This window comes from Achromobacter pestifer (genome assembly GCF_013267355.1).
GTDB lineage: Bacteria > Pseudomonadota > Gammaproteobacteria > Burkholderiales > Burkholderiaceae_B > Achromobacter > Achromobacter pestifer_A.
Genome location: NZ_CP053985.1, coordinates 3,289,918 through 3,315,163, shown reverse-complemented (window position 1 = coordinate 3,315,163; position 25,246 = coordinate 3,289,918). Strand labels below are relative to the sequence as shown.

The 25,246-nt window shown below is 66.4% G+C and carries 21 protein-coding genes; 6 read left to right on the top strand and 15 right to left on the bottom strand.

What is annotated here, in order from left to right:
• Positions 1-43: 43 nt before the first annotated feature.
• From FOC84_RS16025 to FOC84_RS16005, 5 genes are all read right to left on the bottom strand, one after another.
• The gene (locus FOC84_RS16025) at positions 44-811 is read right to left on the bottom strand and encodes a fimbrial biogenesis chaperone (RefSeq protein ID WP_173145274.1); all 768 of its coding nucleotides are present in this window, start codon (positions 809-811) and stop codon (positions 44-46) included.
• A gap of 134 nt (positions 812-945) precedes the next feature.
• Complete coding sequence (locus tag FOC84_RS16020; RefSeq protein ID WP_173145273.1) at positions 946-1,479, bottom strand: fimbrial protein; 534 nt, start codon at positions 1,477-1,479, stop codon at positions 946-948.
• Positions 1,480-1,911: 432 nt separating this feature from the next.
• Positions 1,912-2,682 (bottom strand): phytanoyl-CoA dioxygenase family protein, encoded by a 771-nt coding sequence (locus FOC84_RS16015; RefSeq protein WP_438800876.1) that lies wholly within the window; start codon positions 2,680-2,682, stop codon positions 1,912-1,914.
• 5 nt (positions 2,683-2,687) lie between these two features.
• Entirely contained in the window at positions 2,688-3,788 is a 1,101-nt protein-coding gene (locus tag FOC84_RS16010; RefSeq protein WP_173145272.1) for an AI-2E family transporter, read from the bottom strand.
• 151 nt (positions 3,789-3,939) lie between these two features.
• Complete coding sequence (locus FOC84_RS16005) at positions 3,940-5,007, bottom strand: LysR family transcriptional regulator (protein ID WP_173145271.1); 1,068 nt, start codon at positions 5,005-5,007, stop codon at positions 3,940-3,942.
• A 385-nt stretch (positions 5,008-5,392) separates the two neighbouring features.
• Here FOC84_RS16005 and FOC84_RS16000 point away from each other — a divergent pair, with 385 nt between their 5' ends.
• From FOC84_RS16000 to FOC84_RS15990, 3 genes are all read left to right on the top strand, one after another.
• Complete coding sequence (locus tag FOC84_RS16000) at positions 5,393-6,589, top strand: efflux RND transporter periplasmic adaptor subunit (protein ID WP_173145270.1); 1,197 nt, start codon at positions 5,393-5,395, stop codon at positions 6,587-6,589.
• A gap of 25 nt (positions 6,590-6,614) precedes the next feature.
• A complete protein-coding gene (locus FOC84_RS15995; RefSeq protein WP_173145269.1) occupies positions 6,615-9,830 on the top strand; it encodes an efflux RND transporter permease subunit in 3,216 nt (1,071 codons plus the stop codon).
• A gap of 74 nt (positions 9,831-9,904) precedes the next feature.
• Positions 9,905-11,383, top strand: coding sequence for an efflux transporter outer membrane subunit (locus FOC84_RS15990; protein WP_173145268.1), 1,479 nt, complete (start codon positions 9,905-9,907; stop codon positions 11,381-11,383).
• Between the two features lie 463 nt (positions 11,384-11,846).
• Here FOC84_RS15990 and FOC84_RS15985 read toward each other — a convergent pair whose 3' ends face one another.
• The 10 genes from FOC84_RS15985 to FOC84_RS15940 all read right to left on the bottom strand — a co-directional run bounded on the left by FOC84_RS15985 (position 11,847) and on the right by FOC84_RS15940 (position 23,238).
• Entirely contained in the window at positions 11,847-14,423 is a 2,577-nt protein-coding gene (locus tag FOC84_RS15985; protein WP_254241983.1) for a sensor domain-containing protein, read from the bottom strand.
• A gap of 38 nt (positions 14,424-14,461) precedes the next feature.
• Positions 14,462-15,259 carry a biofilm regulation diguanylate cyclase SiaD gene (gene siaD / locus FOC84_RS15980; RefSeq protein ID WP_173145266.1) on the bottom strand — a complete coding sequence of 266 codons (798 nt, stop codon included), beginning with the start codon at positions 15,257-15,259 and terminating at the stop codon, positions 14,462-14,464.
• Positions 15,256-15,633 carry a biofilm regulation phosphoprotein SiaC gene (siaC, locus tag FOC84_RS15975; protein ID WP_088143023.1) on the bottom strand — a complete coding sequence of 126 codons (378 nt, stop codon included), beginning with the start codon at positions 15,631-15,633 and terminating at the stop codon, positions 15,256-15,258. The genes siaD and siaC overlap by 4 nt, the downstream gene beginning before the upstream one ends.
• 36 nt (positions 15,634-15,669) lie before the next feature.
• Entirely contained in the window at positions 15,670-16,209 is a 540-nt protein-coding gene (gene siaB, locus FOC84_RS15970; protein ID WP_088143022.1) for a biofilm regulation protein kinase SiaB, read from the bottom strand.
• 23 nt (positions 16,210-16,232) lie between these two features.
• The gene (gene siaA / locus FOC84_RS15965; protein ID WP_217278797.1) at positions 16,233-18,221 is read right to left on the bottom strand and encodes a biofilm regulation protein phosphatase SiaA; all 1,989 of its coding nucleotides are present in this window, start codon (positions 18,219-18,221) and stop codon (positions 16,233-16,235) included.
• Positions 18,222-18,531: 310 nt separating this feature from the next.
• On the bottom strand, positions 18,532-19,236 hold the full coding sequence (locus FOC84_RS15960; RefSeq protein WP_059373986.1) for an ABC transporter ATP-binding protein: 705 nt from the start codon (positions 19,234-19,236) through the stop codon (positions 18,532-18,534).
• Complete coding sequence (locus FOC84_RS15955; protein WP_173145264.1) at positions 19,236-20,003, bottom strand: ABC transporter ATP-binding protein; 768 nt, start codon at positions 20,001-20,003, stop codon at positions 19,236-19,238. The genes FOC84_RS15960 and FOC84_RS15955 overlap by 1 nt, the downstream gene beginning before the upstream one ends.
• On the bottom strand, positions 20,000-20,965 hold the full coding sequence (locus tag FOC84_RS15950) for a branched-chain amino acid ABC transporter permease (protein ID WP_173145263.1): 966 nt from the start codon (positions 20,963-20,965) through the stop codon (positions 20,000-20,002). The genes FOC84_RS15955 and FOC84_RS15950 overlap by 4 nt, the downstream gene beginning before the upstream one ends.
• Positions 20,966-20,967: 2 nt before the next feature.
• Complete coding sequence (locus FOC84_RS15945) at positions 20,968-21,888, bottom strand: branched-chain amino acid ABC transporter permease (RefSeq protein ID WP_173145262.1); 921 nt, start codon at positions 21,886-21,888, stop codon at positions 20,968-20,970.
• A 186-nt stretch (positions 21,889-22,074) separates the two neighbouring features.
• Entirely contained in the window at positions 22,075-23,238 is a 1,164-nt protein-coding gene (locus FOC84_RS15940; RefSeq protein ID WP_173145261.1) for an ABC transporter substrate-binding protein, read from the bottom strand.
• A 174-nt stretch (positions 23,239-23,412) separates the two neighbouring features.
• Between FOC84_RS15940 and FOC84_RS15935 the strand changes: the two genes are divergently transcribed.
• The 3 genes from FOC84_RS15935 to FOC84_RS15925 are packed head-to-tail and all read left to right on the top strand — an operon-like array spanning position 23,413 to position 25,174.
• A complete protein-coding gene (locus FOC84_RS15935) occupies positions 23,413-23,595 on the top strand; it encodes a hypothetical protein (RefSeq protein ID WP_173145260.1) in 183 nt (60 codons plus the stop codon).
• An 11-nt stretch (positions 23,596-23,606) separates the two neighbouring features.
• Complete coding sequence (locus FOC84_RS15930; protein ID WP_088138207.1) at positions 23,607-24,101, top strand: MarR family winged helix-turn-helix transcriptional regulator; 495 nt, start codon at positions 23,607-23,609, stop codon at positions 24,099-24,101.
• Between the two features lie 50 nt (positions 24,102-24,151).
• Positions 24,152-25,174 (top strand): hypothetical protein, encoded by a 1,023-nt coding sequence (locus FOC84_RS15925; RefSeq protein WP_173145259.1) that lies wholly within the window; start codon positions 24,152-24,154, stop codon positions 25,172-25,174.
• The last annotated feature ends 72 nt before the right edge of the window (positions 25,175-25,246 follow it).

Genomic DNA, 25,246 nt, shown 5'->3' with positions numbered 1-25,246 from the left:
TTTTCAGGAGGTAGGTGCCGCACGCTTGCGCGGCCTGGCGGCTTTAGCGCGTGGCGGACGCGGAGCCCGACATCAAAGGCTGCGAGCCTGCGACATTCGCGCCCCAGTCGTTGATGCTGTTGAACTTGACCTGGGAGCCGGCAACGGGCGTGGATGCCAGTCCTGCAACGGGGAAGAGCGCGGACTCGCCCGGCTTGACGTAGCCGGCGCCGGCATCGAAGGACTGACTGCCGGACTGCAAACTCACCTTGCCCAGGTTCACGACATACGGCGTGGGATTGCTGGCCTTCAGCGCGTAGCCCTTGCCGCTCTGGGCAGGGGCGATCTCCCAGCGCAGCTGGGCAGGAGCCTCATCCGCCTGGCCCGGCAGACCCTGCGGGCGGTACATCACCTTGATGCGCGTGCGGAATGCGATCTGCAGGCGATTGGCGTCTTCGCCGGCCTGGGGCTTGGGCGGAACTTCCAGCACGTTGAGCCAGAACAGGCTTTCCTTGTCCTGCGCCATCGCTTCCTTGGTGTGGATCAGCCGCAGCGTCTGTCCCTTGCCGGGATCCACGCGGAAGATGGCGGGCGTCAACACGAAGGGGACCTTCAGCGTTTCCGGCGCATCGGTGATGTTGCCGTCGTCCAGCCAGGACTGGACCAGGGCCGGCGTGCGGCCGTCATTGCTCAGTTTGATGGTGACTTCGCGCTCTTGCGCCGGATAGATCACGCGCGTGCTGGCTATGACGACGCTGGCCTGCGCCTGGAGTGCAATACAGCCCGCGGCAAGCGCTGCGGCGGCCATCAGGGTGCGGCGTAGAGATTTCATGATGTGGCCCTTGGTGGTGAATGCTGCGTGGATGGTCGGTTTCCTTCCAAGCCGTCTCGGGGAGCGGGGTGAAACGGCTTGCAGGGAAACACGCGCCTCGGCGGCACCGGGAGGCGGCCGCCGAGATCTGCGTATTACTGGTAGGAGATCGAGTACTGCACGCGCGAGTTGGCTGCGCCAGCGGTGGCGCCGCCCAGCGAGTGGTATTCGACGAAGTAGTCCAGATCGGCCTTGCCGCTAGCCAGGTTCACCGTTTGCGAGTTCTGCTGGCCGTAGGCAGCGCCGGCCTTGATTTCACCGAACGAATTGTTCAGCAGGCCGAGTTCGACGTTGCTGGCGCCGCCGACGTCAACGGTCAAACGACCGGTGGTCTGCGAAACCGTGGGGCCGCCTTCGAAGTGAACCGAAACCGGCTGGTCGGTGGTGCAGCCGGTCAGCGCGATCTTGAACGGCGTGCGGCCGGCGGTGGCGCCCGCGGTTTCCAGCGTCTTGGCCGACACGGAGGGCAGCGCCACGGTGAAGTTCTCGCCGCCGTTGCCGCCGTTGATGGCGCAGGTGTTGGCGGTGATGTTGCCGGTGAATTCGATGGTGCCGTCAGCGGCGTGGGCGCTGGCGAAAGTGGCGAGGCCGGCGATGGCAAGGGCGGCGGTCAGGAGGTTCTTTTTCATGATGTCTTTGAGATGGGGTTTGAGGTGAGAAAAATCGCCGTTGCGAGCGGCTTTCTTGCTGCGTGCGCTTGTGAATGTGGAGCTGTTGGGGAGCCCTTTTTTCAGTCCGCGTACTCAACAACTGAATGCTAGTTTTCGCGGCCTTGGCGGGACATCGGGCTAGTCCGCTCCTATCCGCGCAAGGCATAGGACTAGGCCCATTCTGTCGAGGCGCCCGCTTGCGTTGCGGAAACGACGCCCAGGACCGCACCCGCCTCGATGCAGACGCGCAGGGCGAAAACTGGGGTCAGCGACCCGTTTGCAGGCGCAATTTGCAGGCCTGAACGGGGAACAATGCGTGGAAGGCCGGGCCCGGGGAAGCGCCGGTGGGCCGCGCTTGCGGCTATTGGAGGAAGGACAAGCGCCGCAGACCGCGGCGCTTGTCTCGTCTCGTCAGGCTGCCTGGACCGGCAGCGGCACGCCGGGCTGGCTGGCCGAACGAGTGCCCGGCATGGGATGACAGGACTGCGGATGGTAGGTATGCACCACCGACAGCTTCACCCGGTCGCTGCTGTTGCCCTGGGCCGCGTGCAAGGTGCGGCAATGGAAAAACACCACGTCGCCGGCCTGCAATTCGGGACAGACCGCGCGGGCGATCCACTCGGCGTTCTGGGGCGCGTCGTCGCGGAAGAATTTCTGCGGGTCGAACTGTTCCGGCGCGAAGGCGGCCGCATGCGACCCGGGAATGAAGGACAGGCCGCCGTTGGCGCGCGTTTCCGGGCCCAGCGCCAGCCAGGTGGAGACCAGGTCCGTATCGGAGAACGACCAGTAGCGGATGTCCTGGTGCCAGCCCGTCAGGCTGCCGTAGGCCGGGTGCTTGGTCATCACGCAGTTGTGGTGCACGGTGGACAGCACCGGCGTTTCGCCAAAATAGCGCCCCAGCCACTGGCCGATGCGCGCATCGGCGGCCCATTGCGCGAACAAGGGATCGCGGGCGTAGGCGTTCAGCAGGCGGCGCACGGTCAGCCCGCCAACGGCCGTGCGCGACTCGGGCGCGCCGGGGTAGCGCAGGTCGGCTTCGTATTCGATGGGCGCGACGTGCTCGCGCAAATGGCGTTCGGCCAGGGCGCGCAGCGCCACCACCTGTTCCGGGCTGGCGAACTGGCGCGCCACCACGAAGCCCTGCTCGCGCAGGACGGCTATCTGATCATCGGGCAACAACATGGCATTCAGGCGGCGGGGGGATGGGTAGGCGGATTGATGCGGGCGGCGTCGCGCTCCTGGACTTCATGGTGCACCCATTCGCGCCACACCGCCACCAGCAGGGCCATCAGCACCGGGCCCACGAACAGCCCGACGATGCCCATGGTCTTCACGCCCCCGACCAGGCCGAAGAAGGTCGGCAGGAAAGGCAGCTTGACCGGCCCGCCCACCAGGCGCGGACGCAGGGTCTTGTCGACGATGAAGAGTTCCACGCTGCCCCAGACCATCAGGGCGATACCCGCCACCAGATGGCCCGAGCCCACCAGATACAGCGACACCAGCGTGAACGACAGCGGCGCGCCGCCGGGGATCAGCGCCATGAAACCCGTGACCACGCCCAGCAGCACCGGCGACGGCACGCCCGCCACCCAGTAGGCGATGCCGAGCACCACGCCTTCGCCCAGCGCGATCAGGCCCATGCCGGTGACGGTGGAATTGATGGTGGCCGGCACCACGCGCGAAAAGCGCAGCCAGCGCGCCGGCAGGATGCGTTCGCCCAGCACGTCCAGCTGGGCCACCATGCGGATGCCGTCCTTGTAGACGAAGAACAGCGTGATCAACATGAACAGCACGGTCAGCAGCAGCTGGAACAGGTTGCCCGTGGCCGCCAGCACCATGCGGTAGATATTGCCCAGATGTTCGCCGCTGACGGCCTCGACCAGCGCGCCCAGCGCATGAGGCTGGCCGATATAGGATTCCCAGTACTGGCCCAGGCGTTCGCCCACCACGGGCATGGAGGTGATCCAGTTGGGCACGTCCACGCCGTGGCGGTTGGCCGCGATGGCCCAGGCGAAGAAGGTGCTGGCTTCCTTGATGGCGTAGGACAGCGCGAACGACATCGGCACGATCAGCACCACGATCACCACCAGCAGCGCCAACGAGGCGGCCAGCGCGGTGCGGCCGCCGCAGCGCGCGACCAGGCGTTGGTACAGGGGCCAGCTGGCCAGGCCGATGATGAGGGCGGCGAGCGCGGGGACCAGGAATCCGCTGAGGAAGTACACCCCTGCCAACAGCACGAGCAACAAAAGCCAACGGGCGATCAGATAAGCGGGTAGTACAGGCTGCATGGAGCGGATCGACAGTAAGGGCGTTGTAGGCTTTGACTGTCGGACTATACAGACGTTTCGTGCAATTCGAGGGACACAAGGCCTGTATTTACTACGGGGTTTCCCGTGGCTCCGCGGGTGGAGGGCGGATCCGCCCTCCACGCCAAACGCTTTACAAAGCGTATTCCGCGGCCTCTTCGCGCGCGGTCCGGCGGCGCGGCGGCAGGTATTCCTCCAGCGCCGGCCGGGGCGCGGTGGACGCCAGGGTGTTCGCCTGACTGACCTGGCGCGCATAGACGCTGCAGCTGGCGGCGGCCGGATCGGTCTCGTCGCGGCCGCTCAGCAGCGGGCAGCTGGCGAACAATTCCGCCACCCAGTCGGCGAAGGCGCGCACCTTGGGCGACAACTGGCGGCTTTGCGGATACAGCACCGAGATCGCCGTGGGGCTGGGCTTCCATTGCGGCAACACTTCGATGAGCTCGCCCGATTGCAGGTGCGGCAACGCCATGTAGCGGGGGGTCTGAATCAGACCGAAGCCCTTCAGCCCGCAGTCCAGATAGGCGCCGGCCTCGTTCACCGACACCACGCCCTTCATTTCCACTTCCTGGTGCTTGCCGTCCACCCTGAAGTCCCAGCCGCAATTGCGCCCGCTGCGGCTGGAGAAATAATGCACGGCGTGGTGGTCGCGCAGTTCGTCGATGCTCTGCGGCAGGCCGTGGCGCGCCACATAGGTGGGCGAGGCGCAGGTCACGCTCTGCAGGGTGCCGATGCGGCGCGCGACCAGGCTGGAATCCTCCAGGTCGCCCGCGCGGATCACGCAGTCCACGGCCTCCTGCACCATGTCGACGGGACGGTCGCCCAGGCCCAGCACCAGTTCCACGTCGGGGTACTTGTCGTGGAAATCACACAATGAGGGAATCAGGATCAGCCGCCCGATACAGGTAGGCACGTCGATGCGCAGCCTGCCCTTCAGGCGCAGGGCCGCTTCCTGGAAGCAGGCCTCGGTTTCCTCGACGTCCGCCAGGATGCGCACGCAATGCTGGTAGTAGCCGGCGCCGTCGGGCGTCAGGCCGATACGGCGCGTGGTGCGGTTGAGCAGACGCACGCCCAGCAGGCGTTCGAGGTTCTGAATGATGGTGGTGACGGTGGTGCGCGGAAGCGAGAGGCTGTCGGCCGCCCGGGTGAAGCTATTGGCGTCCACGACGCGCACAAACACCTGCATAGCCTGAAAACGGTCCATGGCGACGGTGTCCTTTAGGGGAAATAGTCGGTGTGGACGGAGCATAACCCGATTTCGACATTGATTAGTCGGTTTCAGCGACTAGTGTTGCCGAAACATACGGGTTTATCCGACCCCCTAAACGGCTCAGAATGCAAACCATCTTGAAGTGCCCTTGCCGCCAGGCGCCATCAAAGGGCATGCCTATCCTCAGATTCCGGCAACCGCAAAGACCCGCCCCGATCAGGCGCCTTTGCCTGGGATGCGCAGCAGTATTTCATGCTGCACCGCAGCATCCCCATCGGATCCTCAGGACAGGCCTGCCCCGGACCGCCGCAGCCGCCTCCCGCCCCCAGGCTCACCCAGGCAAGCGCGCTTTCGCCCCATCATCTCTCAAGGAAACACCATGGTTTCGCGCAATCGTATTGCTGTGCTCGCCGTATTTGCAGCCGTCATCGCCGCTGGCGGAGGTTACGCCCTCTTCCGCGCCCCGGCCGGCGCCAACGCCGCCCAGGCGCAAACCGCTCCCGCCGCCACGCCGGTCGAGGTGGCCGAAGTCCTCAACAAGACCATCGTGGACTGGCAGCGCTACTCCGGCCGCCTGGAAGCCATCGACCGCGTCGACATCCGTCCCCTGGTGTCGGGCACTCTCACCGCCGTGCACTTCCAGGACGGCAGCATCGTCAAGAAGGGCGACGTACTCTTCACCATCGACCCGCGCCCCTATGCGGCCGAGGTCGACCGCGCCGCCGCCGCCCTGACCGCCGCCAAAGCCCGCGCCTCCTACACCGCCAGCGAACTGGCCCGGGGCCAGCGCCTCCTGACCGACAACGCCATCGCCCGCCGCGACTTCGAGGAAAAGCAGAACGCCGCGCGCGAGGCCGCCGCCAACCTGCAAGGCGCGCAAGCCGCGCTGGACTATGCCCGCCTGAACCTCGGCTACACCCGCATCGAAGCCCCCGTGGACGGCCGCGTGTCGCGCGCCGAGGTCACGGTGGGCAACGTGGTGGCGGCCGGCGCCAGCTCCGTGCCGCTGACCCGGCTGGTGTCGGTCTCCAAGATGTACGCATCCTTCGACGTGGACGAACAAACTTTCCTGCGCTATGTGAACCCCGCCCGCAGCGGCCGTTCCGGCGCCGTGCCGGTGGAGCTGGGCCTGGCCAACGAAGAAGGCTATTCGCGCACCGGGGTCGTGCAGTCCGTGGACAACCGTCTGGACACCACCTCCGGCACGATCCGCGTGCGCGCCGAGTTCGACAACGCCGACGGCCTGCTGCTGCCCGGCCTGTACGCCCGCGTCCGCCTGGGCGGCAGTGAACCGCGCCAGGCCGTGCTGATCGACGAAAAAGCCATCGGCACCGACCAGGACAAGCGCTACGTGCTGGTGCTGGACGACAAGAACCATGCCGTCTACCGCCAGATCAAGCTGGGCGCCAACCAGGAAGGCCTGCGCGTGGTCGATTCCGGTCTTGCCGCCGGCGAGCGCATCGTCGTCAACGGCCTGCAGCGCGTCCGTCCCGGCGATGCCGTGACCCCCACCGTCGTCCCCATGGTTGCGGCCCAACGCAACCCGGTCAAGACCGCCTCGGCCAATCTGAACTGAGCCGGCGCGTCTAACGAGAACGTCCATGAATATCTCGAAATTCTTCATCGACCGGCCGATCTTCGCCGGCGTGCTGTCGGTCCTGGTGCTGCTGGCGGGCCTGCTGGCCATGTTCCAGCTGCCCATCTCCGAATACCCGGAAGTGGTGCCGCCGTCCGTGGTCGTGCGCGCGCAGTATCCGGGCGCCAACCCCAAGGTCATCGCCGAAACCGTGGCCTCGCCGCTGGAGGAATCCATCAACGGCGTCGAGGACATGCTGTACATGCAGTCGCAGGCCAATAGCGACGGCAACCTGACCCTGACGGTGAACTTCAAGCTGGGCGTGGACCCGGACAAGGCCCAGCAGCTGGTGCAGAACCGCGTGTCGCAGGCGCTGCCGCGCCTGCCGCCGGACGTGCAGCGCCTGGGCGTGACCACGGCCAAGAGCTCGCCCACGCTGACGCTGGTGGTGCACCTGCTCTCGCCCAATGACCGCTACGACATTACCTACCTGCGCAACTACGCCATCCTGAACGTCAAGGACCGTCTGGCCCGCATTTCGGGTGTGGGAGAAGTGACGGTATGGGGTTCGGGCAACTACTCCATGCGCGTCTGGCTGGACCCGCAGAAAGTCGCCCAGCGCGGCATGACCGCCACCGAAGTCGTCAACGCCATCCGCGAACAGAACGTGCAAGTCGCCGCCGGCGTCATCGGAGCATCCCCCACACTGGGCGACGTGCCGCTGCAACTGAACGTGAATGCCCGCGGCCGCCTGCAAACCGAAGAGGAGTTCCGCGACATCATCCTGAAGACCTCGCCCGACGGCGCGGTGACCTACCTGTCGGACGTCGCCCGCGTCGAACTGGACGCGCAGGAATACGGCTTGCGCTCGCTGCTGGACAACAAGCAGGCGGTGGGCATGGGCATCATGCAGTCGCCGGGCGCCAATGCGCTGGACGTGTCCAGCCAGGTGCGCGCCGCCATGGCCGACCTGCAGCAGGACTTCCCGCCGGGCGTGGAGTACCGCATCGAATACGACCCCACCCAATTCGTGCGCGCCAGCATCAAAGCCGTGGTGACCACGCTGCTGGAAGCGATCGCCCTGGTGGTGCTGGTGGTGATCCTGTTCCTGCAAACCTGGCGCGCGTCCATCATCCCGCTGCTGGCGGTGCCGGTGTCCATCGTCGGTACCTTCGCCCTGCTGCTGATGTTCGGCTATTCCATCAACGCGCTGTCGCTGTTCGGCATGGTGCTGGCCATCGGCATCGTGGTGGACGACGCCATCGTGGTGGTCGAAAACGTGGAGCGCAACATCGCGGCGGGCCTGAGTCCACGCGACGCGACCTACCGCGCCATGCGGGAAGTCAGCGGCCCCATCATCGCCATCGCACTGACCTTGTGCGCGGTGTTCGTGCCGCTGGCCTTCATGACGGGCCTGACCGGCCAGTTCTACAAGCAGTTCGCCATGACCATCGCCATCTCGACGGTGATCTCGGCCTTCAACTCGCTGACCCTGTCGCCCGCGCTGTCGGCCATCCTGCTCAAGAGCCACCACGACAAGCCTGACTGGCTGACCCGTGGCATGAACCGCGTCTTCGGCCGCTTCTTCAACTGGTTCAACAACATGTTCGGCCGCGCGTCCGAGTCCTACGGCACGGGCGTGACCCGCGTGATCCGCCGCAAGGCCGGCGCCATGGGCGTGTACGCGGTGCTGGTGGCCGCCACCATCGGCATCTCCTACCTGGTGCCCGGCGGCTTCGTGCCCGCGCAGGACAAGCAATACCTGATCGCCTTCACGCAGTTGCCCAACGGCGCCTCGCTGGACCGCACCGACGCGGTGATCCGCCGCATGAGCGACATCGCCCTGAAGGAACCCGGCGTGCAGAGCACCATCGCCTTCCCCGGCCTGTCGATCAACGGCTTCACCAACAGCTCCAGCGCCGGCATCGTGTTCGTCATGCTCAAGCCCTTTGAAGAGCGCAAGGGCGCCGCGCTGTCGGGCAACGCCATCGCGGGCTCGCTCAACCAGAAGTTCTCGGCCATCCAGGACTCGTTCATCGCCGTGTTCCCGCCCCCGCCCGTGATGGGCCTGGGCACGCTGGGCGGTTTCAAGTTCCAGATCGAGGACCGCGGCGCCGCCGGCTACGCCGAACTGGAAAAGGCCAAGCAAGCCTTCCTGGCCAAGGCGCGCCAGACGCCTGAACTCGGCCCGGCCTTCTCCAGCTACGAGATCAACGTGCCGCAGCTGGACGTGGACCTGGACCGCGTCAAGGCCAAACAGCTGGGCGTGCCGGTGACGGAAGTGTTCGACACCATGCAGATCTACCTGGGCTCGATGTATGTCAACGACTTCAACCGTTTCGGCCGCGTCTTCCAGGTGCGGGCGCAGGCTGACGCCCAGTTCCGCGCGCACGCCGACGACATCCTGCAGTTGAAGACCCGCAACGCCGCCGGCGAGATGGTGCCGCTGTCCTCGCTGGTCACGGTCAACCAGACCTTCGGCCCCGAAATGGTGGTGCGCTACAACGGCTACACCGCCGCCGACATCAACGGCGGCCCGGCGCCCGGCTACTCGTCCGACCAGGCCCAGGCCGCGGCCGAGCGCGTAGCCGCCGAGACCCTGCCGCGCGGCATGAAGATGGAATGGACCGACCTGACCTACCAACAGATCCTGGCGGGCAACGCCGGCCTGTGGGTGTTCCCGATCAGCGTGCTGCTGGTGTTCCTGGTGCTGGCCGCCCTGTACGAAAGCCTGACCTTGCCGCTGGCCGTGATCCTGATCGTGCCGATGAGCATCCTGGCCGCGCTGACGGGCGTCTACCTGACCGGCAACGACAACAACATCTTCACGCAGATCGGCTTGATGGTGCTGGTGGGCCTGTCGGCGAAGAACGCGATCCTGATCGTCGAATTCGCCCGCGAATTGGAAATGAACGGCCGCAGCCCATTGGAAGCCGCCATCGAAGCCAGCCGCCTGCGCCTGCGCCCCATCCTGATGACGTCCATCGCGTTCATCATGGGCGTGGTGCCGCTGGTGCTGTCCTCGGGCGCGGGCTCTGAAATGCGCCAAGCCATGGGTATCGCCGTGTTCTTCGGCATGTTGGGCGTGACCCTGTTCGGCCTGTTCCTGACCCCCGTGTTCTACGTGCTGCTGCGCACGCTGGGCGGCAAGACGCTGCACTCCGCCGCGCCGCACGAGGCTCCGGTGTGCGTGCCGCACCTGGACCCGAACGCGCCCCCCGCCCCGCAACACCAGGCCTGAGCCGACAAACCAGAGAAGCCTAGACAGCGCCTCCCGCCCCGACGGCGGGAGGCGCCCACAAGAGAATAGTCATCATGATCAAAAGACTGACCCGCGGTTCCGCCCTGCTTGCCGTCCTGCTCGTGCTGGCCGGCTGCGCGGTGGGCCCCACCTACGAACGGCCCTCGGCCGCGGTGCCCGCGGCCTTCAAGGAAGCCGCCCTGCCCGCTTCTGAAGCCGGCACCTGGAAGACCGCCGAGCCGTCCGAGGACGCGCTGCGCGGCGCCTGGTGGAAAGTGTTCGGCGACGAAGGCCTGAACCAGCTGCAGGAAGAAGCCCAGCAGGCCAACCAGAACCTGCAGGCCGCCGCCGCCCGCCTGACCCAGTCGCGCGCGCTGCAACGCGAAGCCCGCGCCGGCTTCTTCCCCAACCTGGACGCCGCCTTCGGCCCCAACCGCCAGCGCCCCTCGGCCGTCTCGCAAGGCCTGCCCGACGGTACCGCGACCACCCCGGTCACCACCTGGCGCGCGCAAGGCGCCGTGTCCTACGAAGCCGACCTGTTCGGCCGCGTCGCCTCCACCTACGACGCCGCCAGCGCCGACGCCCAGCAAAGCGAGGCGCTGTACCGGTCCGTGCTGCTGGCCCTGCAGGCCGACGTCGCCACCACCTACTTCCTGGTGCGCGAACAGGACGCCGAATCGCAGCTCTACCGCCAGACGGTCAAGCTGCGCACCGACACCCTGCAACTGATCCAGCGCCGCTACGACGCCGGCGACATCAGCGAACTCGACCTGGCGCGCGCCAAGGCCGAACTCGCCAGCGCGCAGTCCGAAGCCCTGGGCATCGACCGCCGCCGCGCCTCGTCCGAACACGCCCTGGCCGTGCTGCTGGGCCGCGCCCCGTCGGATTTCGCCATGCCCGCACAGCCCATCCAGAAGGTAGCGCTATCGATCCCGGCCGGCCTGCCGTCCACCCTGCTGGAACGCCGTCCCGACATCGCCGCCGCCGAACGCGCCATGGCCGCCGCCAACGCCCGCGTCGGCGCGGCCAAGTCCGCCTTCTTCCCGCGCCTGGACATCACCGGCGCCTTCGGCTACGAGTCCTCGGACCTGGGCAACCTGTTCCAGTGGTCCAGCCGCACCTTCCTGCTGGGCCCCCTGGTCGGCGCCGCGCTGTCCATGCCCATCTTCGACGGCGGCCGCCGCCAAGCCGGCCTGGACCGCGCCCGCGCCGTCTACGAGGAAGACGTGGCGGTCTACCGTCAGACCATCCTGAACGCGTTCCGCGAAGTGGAAGACAACCTGGCCAACCTGCGCATCCTGGCCGACCAGACCAAGGCGCAAGACGCCGCCGTCGACGCCGCCGCCCGCGCCGCGAAGCTCTCGCACACGCAGTACCGCGAAGGCTCCATCAGCTACCTGGACGTCATCGAAGCCGACCGCAGCGTGCTGCTGCAACAACGCGTCGCGGTGCAACTCAGCGGTGAACAAGCGCGTTCCGCCGTAGGCCTGATCCGCGCCATCGGCGGCGGCTGGGAGAACCCCGTGCCGCCGGAAACGGTGGCATCGAAGTAAGAGGTAGACACGCCACGGGCATCACATGATGGCCCGTGGCAGCGGCTCGCTGCGCCCGCGACTGCAACCGCAACCGCAACCGCAACCGCAACCGCAAGACCAAGCGTAAGCTCCAGATCGGCCGCCCGCGCGGCCGATCTGGAGCGAGCCCCGCCAGATCTTCCGCCAACCGCCACCGGCGCCAAGAAGGCCAAGCACGCCACCCGCCCCAGCGCCCGTAAAGATTCAACCGGCCGAGCCAGTCGCGTCGGGGGCCTGCGGGGCGCGGGGCGTCGATAAGCCCGACGGAATCCGAAGGAACCGCCGAAGGCGGTGACGAGGATGAGGATGGGGAAGTCCGGAGCGAACGCTCCGGACCGCAATCGTTGCCCCGCGCCCCGCAGGCCCCCGACGCGACTGGCGTCTCAAGAACCAACAGAAGCCACAGACGCAGCGGCAGCAGCAGCAGCAGCAGCCAGAAAGCCTACGGCCGCCCCCGCAGCCACTCCTCAAGATCCTCAGCCGGCAACGGCGGAGAAAACAAAAACCCCTGCCCCGCCGCACACCCCTGCTCGATCAAGAACCGCCGCTGCTCTTCGTTCTCAACGCCTTCAGCCACCACAGGCAGACTCAGGCTCTCTCCGATACGAATCACCGCGCTGGTCAACGCCCGAGCCGCGTCATCGCTCTCCAGCCCCTGCACGAAACTGCGATCCAGCTTCAGTTCGTCCACGATCAGCCGCCGCAAATGCCCCAGGCTGGAATAGCCGGTGCCGAAATCATCCATCGACAGCCGCACGCCCAGGCGGTGCAGCTCAGCAATGGTCCGCAACGTACCCGCGGTCGCATCCAGCACCACGCCTTCCGTGATTTCCAGCATCAGATCCGCCGCCGCCAGCCCGAACTCCGCCAACGTCGCCTCGATCATCCGCGGCAGATTCAGGTTGTGGAAATTCGTCGCCGACAGGTTCACCGACACCGAAGGCACCCGCAGGCCCTTGGCCCGCCACACCGCCAGCTGCGAGCAAGCCTCGTGCACCGCCCAGTCGCCCAGATCGCCGATCAGCCCGCATTCCTCGGCCAGCGGCACAAAACGCGCCGGCGAAATATCACCCAAGGTCGGATGACGCCACCGCGCCAGCGCCTCGACGCCGTACAGTTGGCCGTTCTTCAGCCCCACCTGCGGCTGATAATGCAGCCGCAACGCCTTGGCCTCCAACGCATCGCGCAAGGCGGCTTCCAACGCCAGGCGCTCTTGAGCCTGCCGGTTCATCTCGGCGCTGAAGAAGGAAATGCGATTGCGCCCCGCCGTCTTGGCCTGGTACATCGCCATGTCGGCATGGCGCAGCAGCGTATCCATGTCGCGCCCGTTTTCCGGGAACACGCTGATGCCGATGCTGACCGACGGATTCAGCGTAATGCCGCCCACCGAGAACGGCTGCGCCAGCGCCACCAACACATGTTCGGCCGCGGCCGTCAGGCGGCCGTGTTCGAAGTCCGGCATCAGCATCACGAACTCGTCGCCGGACAAGCGGCCCACGATGTCCGTCGCGCGCGCCAGACGGCGCAGACGCTGCGCCACGTCGCGCAGCAGCGCGTCGCCAATGGGATGGCCCAGCGTATCGTTGACCTGCTTGAAGCGGTCCAGGTCCAGGAACAACACCGCGACCCGCTTGCGCTCGGGCTCCGCGCGCGCGATCGCCTGTTCCGCCTGCGCCAGCAGCAGGTTGCGGTTGGGCAGCCCCGTCAGTTCGTCGTAGAACGCCAGTTGCCGGATGCGGGCGCGCGCCTCTTCGCGTTCCAGCGCCAGCGCGCAGAGATAGACGCACACGTCCACCAGCCGGTGGTGGAAATCGTCGGGCAGGCGCCGCTCACGGAAATAGAAGCCGAAGGTACCTATCACCCGGCCGTCGCTCGACTTGATCGGCGACGACCAGCAGGCCTTCACGTCGTCCGGCAGAGGCAAGTGGCGGTAATCGTCCCACAGCGGATCGGTGGAGATGTCCGGCACGATCACCGGCCGGCCCAGGAAGGCGGAGGTGCCGCAAGCGCCCGCCTGCGGTCCGATGGCCACGCCGTCCAGGGCATCGGCATAGGCTTGCGGCAGGCTGGGCGCGGCCAGGGGCCGCAGCAGACCCGCGTCGTCCACGCGCAGCACGCTGGCGGCGACTTCGGGCGCCAAGCGCTCGACCTCGCGGCACACCATGTTCATGACCTCGACCACCGAGGCCTCGTTCACCATGGCCTGCAGCACGCGGCGCTGCAGCACTTCATGCACCTTGGTAGGCGTGATGTCGGTCAAGACATCCACGATGTTGACCAGCGCGCCGCGTTCGTCGAACACGGAGTTCGCCATCACCGACACCCACAGCGGCCGGCCGGCGCGGTCGTAGACCAGCACGTCCTTGTGGTAACCCTCGCGGCAGGCGATGCGGCGGTCCAATTCTTCGCGCGTGCCGCCGTCCGGCCTGCCACCCGCCAGCAGTTCCCCCAGTTCCTGGTTCACGGCGTCGCCGCGGGCGAAGCCCAGCATGCGCTGAAAGCCGTCGTTCACATAGACGATGCGGCCGTCCTTGCCCGACACCGCGACGGCGTTGCCGGTTTCGTTGATGCCCAGCAGCAAGAGGCGGACCTCCTCCTGGCGATCGGCGTCGGCAATGGATTTGCGGGAGATGACGGAAATGCGGACCACTTCGCCGGCGTCGTCGGCGATGGGCATGTAGGTGGCTTCGATCCAGACGAAGCTGCCGTCCTTCTTGCGGTAGCGGCAGGTGCCGGTAAAGTGCTTGCCGCCCAGCAGCCTGGCCCAGACCTGCTCGCCGCCGACGATGCCCTTGCCCTCGTCCATGCTGTCGCACAGCATGTCGTGGCGCAGCGCCAGGGCCTCTTCGCGGGCATGGCCCACCAAGGCGAGAAAGTTCGCGTTGGCGTTCAACAAGGAACCGGCCGGGTTGAAATCGAACAGCAGCAGCGCCCTATCCATGGACGCCAGGTAAGTGCCCGGATGCCATGCGGCGCCTTGTGGGCGCTCGTCGGTGACGCCTGGATAAGAATCAAGCATATGGGGCTCCATGCCGGATAACAGCTGGTCCGGTTTCATCAGCGCTTGGGAAACCCGAGTTCGACGCGGTCGCGTCCGTCCTGCTTGGCCAGGTACAAGGCCTGGTCCGCGCGGCTGAGCGTTTCAGAGAAGGTTTCTCCCAACTGGTGATATGCCATGCCTATGCTGACCGTCAATCTCAACACGCCATCCCCCACCGTGATCGCCAGGGCGCGCACCGCACCCACCAGCCTGTCCATCACGCGCTGGGCGTCCTCGGGCTGGGTGCTGGGCAACAGCACCAGGAACTCCTCGCCGCCCCAGCGGCCGCACAGATCGTATTCGCGCAGGTTCTTGCCCAGCACGCCAGCCAGCTCGACCAGCGCGCGGTCGCCCGTTTCATGGCCATAACGGTCGTTGACCGACTTGAAGTGATCCACGTCCAGCATTGCCACGACGAAAGTCGAGCCGCCGCGGGACACGCGCAGCACCTCCTGCTTGATCATTTCCATCAAGGCGCGCCGGTTCAGGAGACCGGTCAGGGGATCGCGATTGGAGGTTTCCAGCAAGGCGGAATTCAGGTCCCGCATCATGCTTTGATAGTGGTCCGAGATGCGCGCGATACGGGTCAGGCGGCGCAACTGCCGGTCGAACCGGTCGCACAGGCCCAGTTCGCGCTCATGCGCCATGCTCTGGTAGGCGTCCGACAACTGGGTCACGCGCTCGATGCGCGCCATCTGCTCGCCGGTATGCCGCCATAGCGCGCCCAGCGCTTCGCGCAGCGGATGGCCTTCATAGGCGGGATCCGCCAGCAATTCGGCGATGCGCTTGTCCAGCTGGGCGGCGTCGGATTTCATTGGCGGCCGATGACTGAAAATGGAAAGGTGCAGTCTTCCTTGAATTCCTCGGCCAGCTCGCCGACGCGCTCATTGCGCATGTCATAGAACCAGGTCACGCTGACCTCGCGGCCCTTGCCGTGGGCGGCCTCCAGCAGATCGAAGATGTCCATGACGGACTTGATGCTGCTGGTGTTCAGGTACAGCAGCTCGAGTTCCAGCTTCAGGGGCGCGGCGCTGCTCAGCAGGTAGGCTTCGACCCATTCGATCACGGGACCGAAGAGTTCGAAGGAATTCTCGGGATAGGAGTCGCCGCGCATCGCCAACACGCCGGCAGCGGTGTCGGCGGTGATGGCGGGCGTGGACTGGGTCCCGGGAATGTTCAGATCTTTCATCAATTGCTCCAAATATGTTCTTGGCCAGGCGCGTCTTCAGATCACGACGCTCAGGCTGAAGAACGCCTGCCCGGGCGTCGCGGCGGGCGTCAGGCTGGCTTCCAGCGGCGCGCCGGCCCGGCGGGCGATATCGATCAGGCCCAGGCCCGCGCCGGAAGCGACGCCCTGGGCGCGCGGCTTGTGCAGCTGCGCCTTGTACTCGGCCTTCAGCGCCGCCTTGTCCAGCGCCGCCAGTTCCTGGATGCGGGCGACCAGCGACTGGCCGTCCTCCGCCTTGACCAGATTGCCCGCGGACACCACGTAGCGGCTTTCATCGCGGCGGCCGATCACCACGGTGGCCGAGGCGTCCACGTCGTCATGCAGCGCGGCGTACTGGCGGATGTTCTGGATCATCTCGATGTAGACCGAGAAAACATCCATGGCCTCGGCCGGCCGCGCGTGCTCCGCGTTCAGGTAGTTCTTGAGCGCATTGCCGATTTCCTCGATCAGGCTGCGAGAAGTCGGTCCGTTGAAGCACAACAGAGTGCGATTCTGATTGAACCGTTCGCCCAATGCGTAAAGATCGGAGGCATTCATGGGGGTAAGCGCCCTGATAACGTTTATTCGAAACGGAATGACAGCAAGGTGATGTCATCACGCTGCGGCCGCCCGCCTTGGTACTGTGCCAGCGCCTGGGTAAAGGCGGCCGCCTGTTCGGTTAACGGCCGGCGCGCGTGTGTCTTGAGCATTTCCGCGAACCGCGTATTGCCGAAGCCAAAGCCGTGTTCGCCTCCCGCCTGGTCCAGGAACCCGTCCGTGACCAGGTAATAGGTCCAGCCCGGCTCCATCCGCAATTCGATGTTTTCGTAGATCTCGGTGCGCTTGTCCCCCAGCGCCCGCTTGCCGCCGGGCACCTCGCGCAATTCGTCGCCGTTGCTTGCGTACAGGCTGATCTTGGCGCCCGCATACAGCAGCCTGCCGGCCTGGCGGTCAATATATACCAGGGCCGCATCGGTGTTCGTGGCCAGCGCGCGCGGCAATTGCGCGTCCGCAAGCATGGCGCGGATGGCGCTGTCGGTGCGGGTCAGGATGGCGGCCGGATCGGCCGGCCCCGCCTCGGTGATCGCCAGGTCTATGGCCGCGCGGGCCAGCATGGTCATCAGCGCGCCGGGCACGCCGTGGCCGGCGCAATCCATGATGCCCAGCAGGCAGTTGGCGCCGTCGGACCGGAACACGTAGAAGTCGCCGCCCACCACGTCGCGCGGCTTCCACAGCACGAAATGATGCGCGCCCAGGGACTGGGTCAGTTGGCGGTCCGGCAGGATGGCGCGCTGGATCAAGCTGGCGTAGTCGATGGAATCGTCGATCTTCTTGTGCGCGGCGGCCATGGCGCGATTGGCGTCCTCGAGTTCGGAGGTGCGCTCGCGCACCTTGGTCTCGAGTTCGGCCGTGTGCTGGCGCACCTTGTCCGCCATCACGCCGAAGGCGCGGCTGAGGTCGCCGATCTCGTCCTGGCCGCCCGGCGGCAGGCGCACGTCGTAGCTGCCATCGGCGATGGCTCGCGCGGACTGCTGCAGGCGGCGCAAGGGACGCAGCATCAGGCGTTCGATGGCGTAGCCAAAGCACAGCAGCATGGCCGCGAACAGCACCACCAGGCCGATGGCCGCCGGCCAGAGCCAATCCGTGTCCAGCACCCGGGCGGCGCCCAGATCCACCACGGTCAGCACGTGCCAGTGCAGCTCCGGCATGTAGGCCACGGACACCAGTTGCCGGATGCCGTCCATCTTGACCCAGGCGGATTGCACCGACTGCGGGTCGGTCCGCGCCGCCTTCATGGCCTCGGCCAGCTCGGCGCGGCCTTCACCGCCATCCAGCAGATTGAACACCGTGCCGCGCGCGGCGCCGGCGCCACCCGCGCCCGAGTTGTAGGCGATGAGCGAGGCGTCCATGTGCGCCTGGATCGCCCCTTCCTCGTCGATGATGATGGGCGTGACCCCTGGCTGGCCGCTATTGACGAATTCGCGCAGGAACCCGCCCACGTCCAGGCCGGAGCCGGTCAGGCCGATGACCCGGTCGCCGTCGCGCACCTGGACATTGATCCAGACCTTGGTGGTCTTGAGCTTCAGGTCCGGGTTGACGTTGATGTTGTACTTGGCGGGCGAGGCCAGCGTCAGGTAGAACCAGGCGTCGTCCGCAGCGCTCTTGCTCAGCGTGTAGCGCGGCGTTTCACTCAGGGGCTGGTCGTCGTTGAAGTAATAATTGCCGGAAGCCGCGCTGGCGATGAAGTAGGCGCGGCCCAGCAGATCGCGGCGGTAGCCGTCGGCTTCGCGGAAGAACAGTTCGCGCGCGGCCGGATCGCCTTCGTGGCGCAGCCAGCGGCGCGTGACCTCGCTATCCGCCAACCGCAGCGACAGGGCCAGTTCGCGCGACACCGGCGCCAGGATGCGCTGGCGGTTCAATTGCGTGAAGTTGTCGGAAAAAGCGCGCCCGAAGTGCTCCCGGACGCCGTCCAGCACCTGCCAGCCGATCAGGGCGGCCGGCGCCAGGGCGACCAGGCACGCCAGCAACAGCGCCATCAACGATTTTCTGCGCAAACCCCATTTCGCCATGCAAAGTCTTCCTGACAACTAGATAAGACGTAACGTGCGTGAAAGGGGACGCGTGGGCGGGCGCCGGCCTTTAGACCGGCCTGTCGCCGCGCGATTGCCCCGCCTTTTGAGCCGTGAGCCTGATGCGGGCGTACCCACGCGGCACGTCCAGCGCGACAAGTTTAGAGAACAGTGGTTCCAATTGAAACAGGCGCAAACGCTTGTAAGACGTTCCCGCGCCCTAAGTTTCATTGTTGCAATATAAATGTCGGTTTATTGCTTTTTATGTCACAACTACCGACATTTGCCTGGTGCCATTGCAGCTTTCTTGCTACACGCCCAGATAGCGTTCCCAGAGTCCGCGATCGGCGTCCAGGGCTTGCGAGTCGCCCGTCCACACCACCTTGCCGCGCTCGAGGATCACGTGGCGGTCGGCCAGGCTCAGCAACCTTTCGACATATTTGTCGATGACCAGGATGGTCTGGCCGGCCTGGCGCAAGCGCGCCAGGCAATTCCAGATTTCCTCGCGGATCTTGGGCGCCAGGCCTTCGGTGGCCTCGTCCAGGATCAGGAGCCGCGGATTGGTGACCAGCGCCCGGCCGATGGCCAGCATCTGCTGTTCGCCGCCCGAAAGCTGGTTGCCCATGTTGCGGGCGCGCTCGTGCAGACGCGGAAAGAGTTCAAAGACCCGCTCTGGCGTCCAGGGTTCGCCGATGTCCGGATTGCGGGCGGCGACGAAGGCCGTCAGGTGTTCGCGCACCGTCAGGTTGGGGAAACACTGCCGCCCTTCCGGCACGATGGCCATGCCGACCCGCGCGATGCGGTCCGGGCTCCAGCCGCTGATGTCCTGGCCCGCGAACTGGATCTTGCCGCCGCGCAGCGGCAACTGGCCGAACAGGGTGCGCAACAGCGTGGTCTTGCCCATGCCGTTGCGGCCCAACAGGGTCACGACCTGGCCCGCGCCGATCTGCAGGTCCACGCCGAACAGTACCTGGCTGGCGCCGTAGCCGCTCTTGGCGGATTCGATGGTCAGCATCACACGGTCTCCTCGTCGCCCAGGTAGGCTTGCCGCACTTCCGGGTTGGCGCGGATTTCGTCGGGGGTGCCGGTCGCGATGACGCGGCCGTACACCAGCACCGACAGGCGGTCGGCCAGGCGGAACACGGCCTGCATGTCGTGTTCGACCAGCAGCATGGCGGCGCGGCCCCGCATGGATTCGATCAATTCGGTCAGGCGCACGGTTTCGTCCGGCCCCATGCCCGCCATGGGTTCGTCCAGCAGCAGCACGGCAGGCCGCGCGGCCAGCGCCAGCGCGAACTCGACTTTGCGCTGTTCGCCGTGCGGCAGGGTGCCGGCCGGACGCCCCAGCAGGCTGGCGTCGATGGCGCATTCCCGCGCCAGTTCACGCGCCTGCTCGTACAGAGCCGATTCGGCGGCGCGCGGTTTCCAGAAGCGGAAGCTGCTGCCCGCGTGCGCCTGCACCGCAAGCACCAGGTTATCCAGCACCGTGGACTGCTTGAAGATATTGGTGATCTGGTACGAGCGCGACAGCCCGGCGGAAACGCGCTGATGGGCGTTCATGCCGGTGACGTCGCGTCCGCCCACCTTCAGCGTGCCCGAATCCGCCGCCAGCGTGCCGGACAGCAGATGGATCAGCGTGGACTTGCCCGCTCCGTTGGGGCCGATCAAGGCGTGGATCTCGCCCGGATTCAAGGACAGCGACACATTGTCGGTGGCGACCAGCGCGCCGAAACGGCGCACCAGTCCCGAAGCCTGCAGGGCCGGCGTTACGGTAGCGTTCATGATCCCACCTTGCCGGATTGGGGAGCAGCGGCACGGCCGCTGAACAAGGGGCCGAACAGCCCGACCAGGCCGCGCGGCGCGCCGAACACCACGCACAGCAACAGCACGCCCAGGGGCAGGTGCCAATATTCGGTCCACAGGCGCAGCACTTCTTCCAGGGTCAGCATGACCACGGCGCCGGCCACGCCGCCATAGCGCAGGCCGATGCCGCCCACCAGCACCATGATCAGCAGATTGGCCGACTGGGTCCAGTGCATCAGGCTGGGCGAGATGAAGAGGTTGTGGTTGGCCAGCAGCGCGCCGGCCAGGCCGGCCACCGCGCCGCTCAGCGTGAACGCCATCAGCTTGGTGCGATAGACCGGATAGCCCATGGACTCCATGCGCGACTCGTTTTCGCGTATGCCTTGCAGGGCGGTGCCGAAGCGGGAAGCCACCACGCGGCCGAACAGCCACATGATCAGCGCGAACAGCGCCAGCACCAGGTAATAGAAGCTGACGTCATTGGCCAGGTCGATGCCCGGCAAGGTCGAGTAACCCGGCAGGTTCAGCCCGTCCTCGCCGCCATACTGGCGCAGCGAGATGAAGATGTAGAACAGCATCTGCGCGAAGGCCAGCGTGATCATGATGAAGTACACGCCGCGGGTGCGCAGCGAGATCGCCCCCGTGATGCAGGCCAGCACCGCCGCCAGCAGCATGGCCGCGGGCCACACGATCAGGGCCGACGTGACGCCCGACATGGCCAGGATGCCGACCGCGTAGGCGCCCGCGCCGAAAAAGGCCGCGTGCCCCAGCGCCACCATGCCGCCGTAGCCCAGGATCAGGTTCAGGCTGGTCGCGGCCAGCGCATAGATCAGCACCCGCCGCACGAAGGAAATATAGAAGTCCAGGCCCAGCGCCGGCGCCACCAGGGGGAACACCGCCAGCGCGGCCAGCAGGACCACGGTCCAGATCATGGATTTCATGGTCAACCCCGCGCCGGAAACAAGCCGGAGGGCCGGAACACCAGCACTGCCGCCATCAATACGTAAATGGCGATGGCGGCCAGCGTCGGTCCGACGCTGGAGGCCACGGCCGGAGAAAAGACCTGGCGCAGTAGCATGGGCAAAAAGGCCCGCCCCGCCGTGTCCACCATGCCCACCAGCAGCGCCCCGACAAAGGCGCCGCGGATCGATCCGATGCCGCCGATGACAATGCAGACCAGCACCAAAATCAAGATTTCTTCGCCCATGCCCACCTGCACCGAGGTGATCGGGCCGAGCAAGGCGCCGGCCACCGCGGCCAGCATGGCGCCCAGCACGAACACGCCCAGGAACAGCAGCGGCACGCGCACGCCCATCAAGGTGGCCATTTGGCGGTTGGAGGCGCCCGCACGCACCAGCACGCCTGCGCGGGTGCGCGTCACGAACCAGTACAGGCCCGCGGCGGCGGCCACGCCGAACACGATGATCATGAGGCGGTAGGCGGGATAGAGCAGATCGGGCAGCAGCCGAACCGGGCCGGACAGCACGGCCGGCATGTTCAGCATGACGGGAGCCGGGCCCCAGATCATCTTGACCAGATCGTTGGCGATGAGAATGACGGCGTAGGTGCCCAGCACCTGGGCCAGGTGGTCGCGCAGCGCGAGGCGGCGGATCAGCGTCAGTTCCAGCACCACGCCGACGACGCCGGTGGCGACGGCCGCCACCAGGACGGCGGCGGTGAATGAACCTGTGCGCTGCATGGTTTCGGCGGCGACATAGGCGCCGGCCATGTAGAGCGAGCCGTGAGCCAGATTCATGATGTCCATGATGCCGAACACCAGGGTCAGCCCGGCCGCGATCAGAAACAACATCAACCCAAACTGCAGACCGTTCAGCAATTGCTCGACGATCAGCGTAAACGTCATGAAAACTTCCCCCTGCCGCGAATTGCCGATGGCCTAGCTCGCGGTCAAATCACCAAAATCAATCTGATTGCGCACCACGCACGGCGCATGCACTGGTGCCACCCGATCCAGATGCCGCGGAGCCGGCTCCGCCGGTCCGCAGGCATGCCCCCTTGAGAGGGAAGCGCGCAGCGCTTCGGGGGTGGGCTACAACTTACATTCGCCGACGTAGACGTCCTGGTACTTGTCGAACACCTTGCCCACCAGCTTGTTGGTGATGCGGCCGCTGCCGTCCTTGTCGACGACGCGCAGGTAGTAGGACTGGATGGGATAGTGGTTCTTGCCGTAGGTGAAGCTGCCGCGCACCGAGGGGTAGTCGGCTTTTTCCAGCGCGCTCACGATGGCTGCGCGGTCGGAAGCCTTGCCCCCGGCCTGCTTGACGGCGGCGTCCATGGCCATGATCACGTCGTAGGCCTGGGCCGCGTACACCGAGGGGTAGCGGCCGTTGTATTCCTTGCGGAAGGCTTCGACGAAGGTCTTGTTCTGCGGCACGTCCAGGTCATGCGCCCATTGCGCCGTGTTGTACATGCCCAGCATGGGCTCGCCCACGGCCTGGATCACGTCCTCGTCGGCCGAGAAGCCCGGGCCGATCAGCTTGACGCTCTGCGACAGGCCGGCCGAGACGAACTGCTTGACGAAGTTGATGCCCATACCGCCCGGCAGGAAGATATAGACGGCGTCCGGCTTGGCGGCGCGGATCTGCGCGATTTCCGCCGCGTAGTCGATCTGGCCGAGCTTGGTGTAGACCTCATCGCCCGGGGCGGTCTTGTAGCCGCGCTTGAAGCCGTTCAAGGCATCCTTGCCGGCCGGATAGTCCGGGGCCATGATGAACATCTTCTTGAAGCCGCGGTCCGCGGCGACCTTGCCGGCCGCCTCATGGAAGGCATCGTTCTGGTAGGACGTGCCGAACCAGTACGCATTGCACTGCGCGCCGGCGAACTGGCTGGGGCCGGGGTTGTTCGACAGGTACGGCACCTTGGCGGCGAACAGCGCGGGGCCGACGGCCAGCGCCACGTTCGAACCGATGGGGCCGGTGAAGAAATCGACCTTGTCGCGCTGGATATAGCGCGTCACCAGTTGGCGGGCCTGGTCGGGGTTGCCGCCCATGTCGGTCTGCACGAATTCGGCGGGCTGTCCGCCCAGCTTGCTGCCCAGTTGCTTGATGGCCAGGTTGAAGCCGTCGCGGGCTTCGGCGCCCAGCGCCGAGAACGGGCCGGAGATGTCGTTGGCGATGCCGACCTTGATGGTGTCGGCGCTAGCCAATGCCGGCACCAGGGCGGCGGCGGCCAGAAGGGAAGTGATCAAACGCATGGTGGTGTGCTCCGTGCGCGAGCCCGCGCAGAGGGTGTTCTTTTTTGGAATCGCGATTCGAAAAACTTCGTGCAGCACAGCCAAGGCTGGCGTGCTTCATAGTTTAGGTTTAAAGTATTCGGCAAAACAAGTCTAGGGTTTTTACCAAAGGGTTTTTACTAATAAGCTACCGCCATGGTTACCCTCCACCAAAACGATGAAAGCGCAGTGCCCAATACCCGGCACAACGTTCGCGCGACAGTACCCGACATCCCGCCGATACTCAAGAAGCGCGCCGATGGCTACGCCAATGCGCGTATGCCGATCCGCGCGATCCTGGATCAGAAGCATCTGGCGCCCGCCCCTCATTCCCGGTAATTTCCATAGCCATGACCGACACTCCCGACCTGGAATCCCGCGCCGCGCCCGACGACCATCATGCGTTGCGCCTGTGGCTGCGCATGCTGACCTGTGCCAATCTCGTCGAAAGCGAGATCCGCAGCCGCCTGCGCAATGAATTCGACACGACGCTGCCGCGCTTCGACCTGATGGCGCAATTGCAGCGCGCGCCCAAGGGCATGAAGATGGGCGAACTGTCGCGCCACATGATGGTCACCAACGGCAACATCACCGGCATCACCGACCAGCTCGAAAAAGAAGGCCTGGTGGTGCGCACCAAGGTCGAGTCCGACCGCCGCAGCTCGCTCATCAAGCTCACGCCGCTGGGCAAGAAGAGCTTCGCCCGCATGGCCCGCGCCCATGAATCCTGGGTCAAGTCCATGTTCGGCGATCTGCCCGAAGGCACCCGCAACGCGCTGTTCCAGGCTCTGGGCGAACTCAAGCTGCAAGTGGTGGCGACCCGCTCCGAATCCGCCAAGACCTGAGCGCCCGTCCGCGCCGGTGACCGCCTGCGGATTGGCGCATAATTGCCGCCATGATTCCGGTTTCTCTTCCTGGCGGTAATTTCTACGTGCTGATGGCAGCTTCGCTGGCCTGCCTCGCCACGCTGCTGACCTGGCTGGCCGTGCTGGCCACCACCCCCGGCGCCCGGGAATGGCTGGGCGGCCACCGGCGCGGCGGCGCCATCCTGATGGCCTTCCTGGCCATCGTCGGCGCCATCTTTCCCTATCAGCAGTTCAGCCTGTGGTTCTCGGCCCGGCAAAGCGCCCAGGCCGACGCCGAACGCAAGACCGTGCTGGCCCAGTCCACCCAGTTGGCGGGCGTACAGATGCCCGCTGGCACCGTGCTCAGCCTGGCCAAGCCGGGCGAGCTGGCGTCGTTCGACCTCGCCGTCTTCCCCGACACCCACCCTGCCTCCATCCAGGGCGTCGCGGCCATGCGCCTGTTCCGCTACCCGGCCAACAGCAAGCAGGCCGAGACCCTGTCGGTGGAGATCGCGCGCGACCAGGCGCAGGACGGCTGGCTGTGCGCGCATGGGCATCGCCTCGAGTTCGTGCTGCGCGACGGCCATCCGCGCTTTGCCAGCTGCCATCTGGCCATCGGCAACACCTTGAACCAGCAGCCCGTGCCGCCCGGCGCCTGGCTGAAGGTCGTGAATGACGGCGCCGCGGCCGACGCGCCGCGCTGGCTGCTGCGCACCGAAGGCAGCGAGGCGCTCGAGGTGGCCCGCATGCCCATGCTGAAGGTGGACATGCAGCTGGACAGCCAACGCCGCATGCTGGATTTCGAGGGCCTGCTGGCCCGCGAAACCGTGCTGGGCGACATGACCTACCCGCCCGGCACTCGGGTGCTGGCCGCCAACGCCCGCCTGCCGGGCGTCCAGCCGGGCGACCTGCTGTTTTCGCCATCGCGCGGGCGCTCGGCGCGCCGCGCGGGCGGCGAGGACGTGCCGGCCGGCAAGTCGGTGCTGCAGGCCCCGGACGGCGCCGTGCGCAGCGTGCTGAGCAACCGCGAGGCCGGCGTGCTGGACGTGGCTGCCATGCGGATCGGCCCCTGACCGGACGCTGTCCCAATCCGGTGGGATAATACAAAGCTTTCCCCCGCGCGCCGCCACGCCTGGCGGCGATTC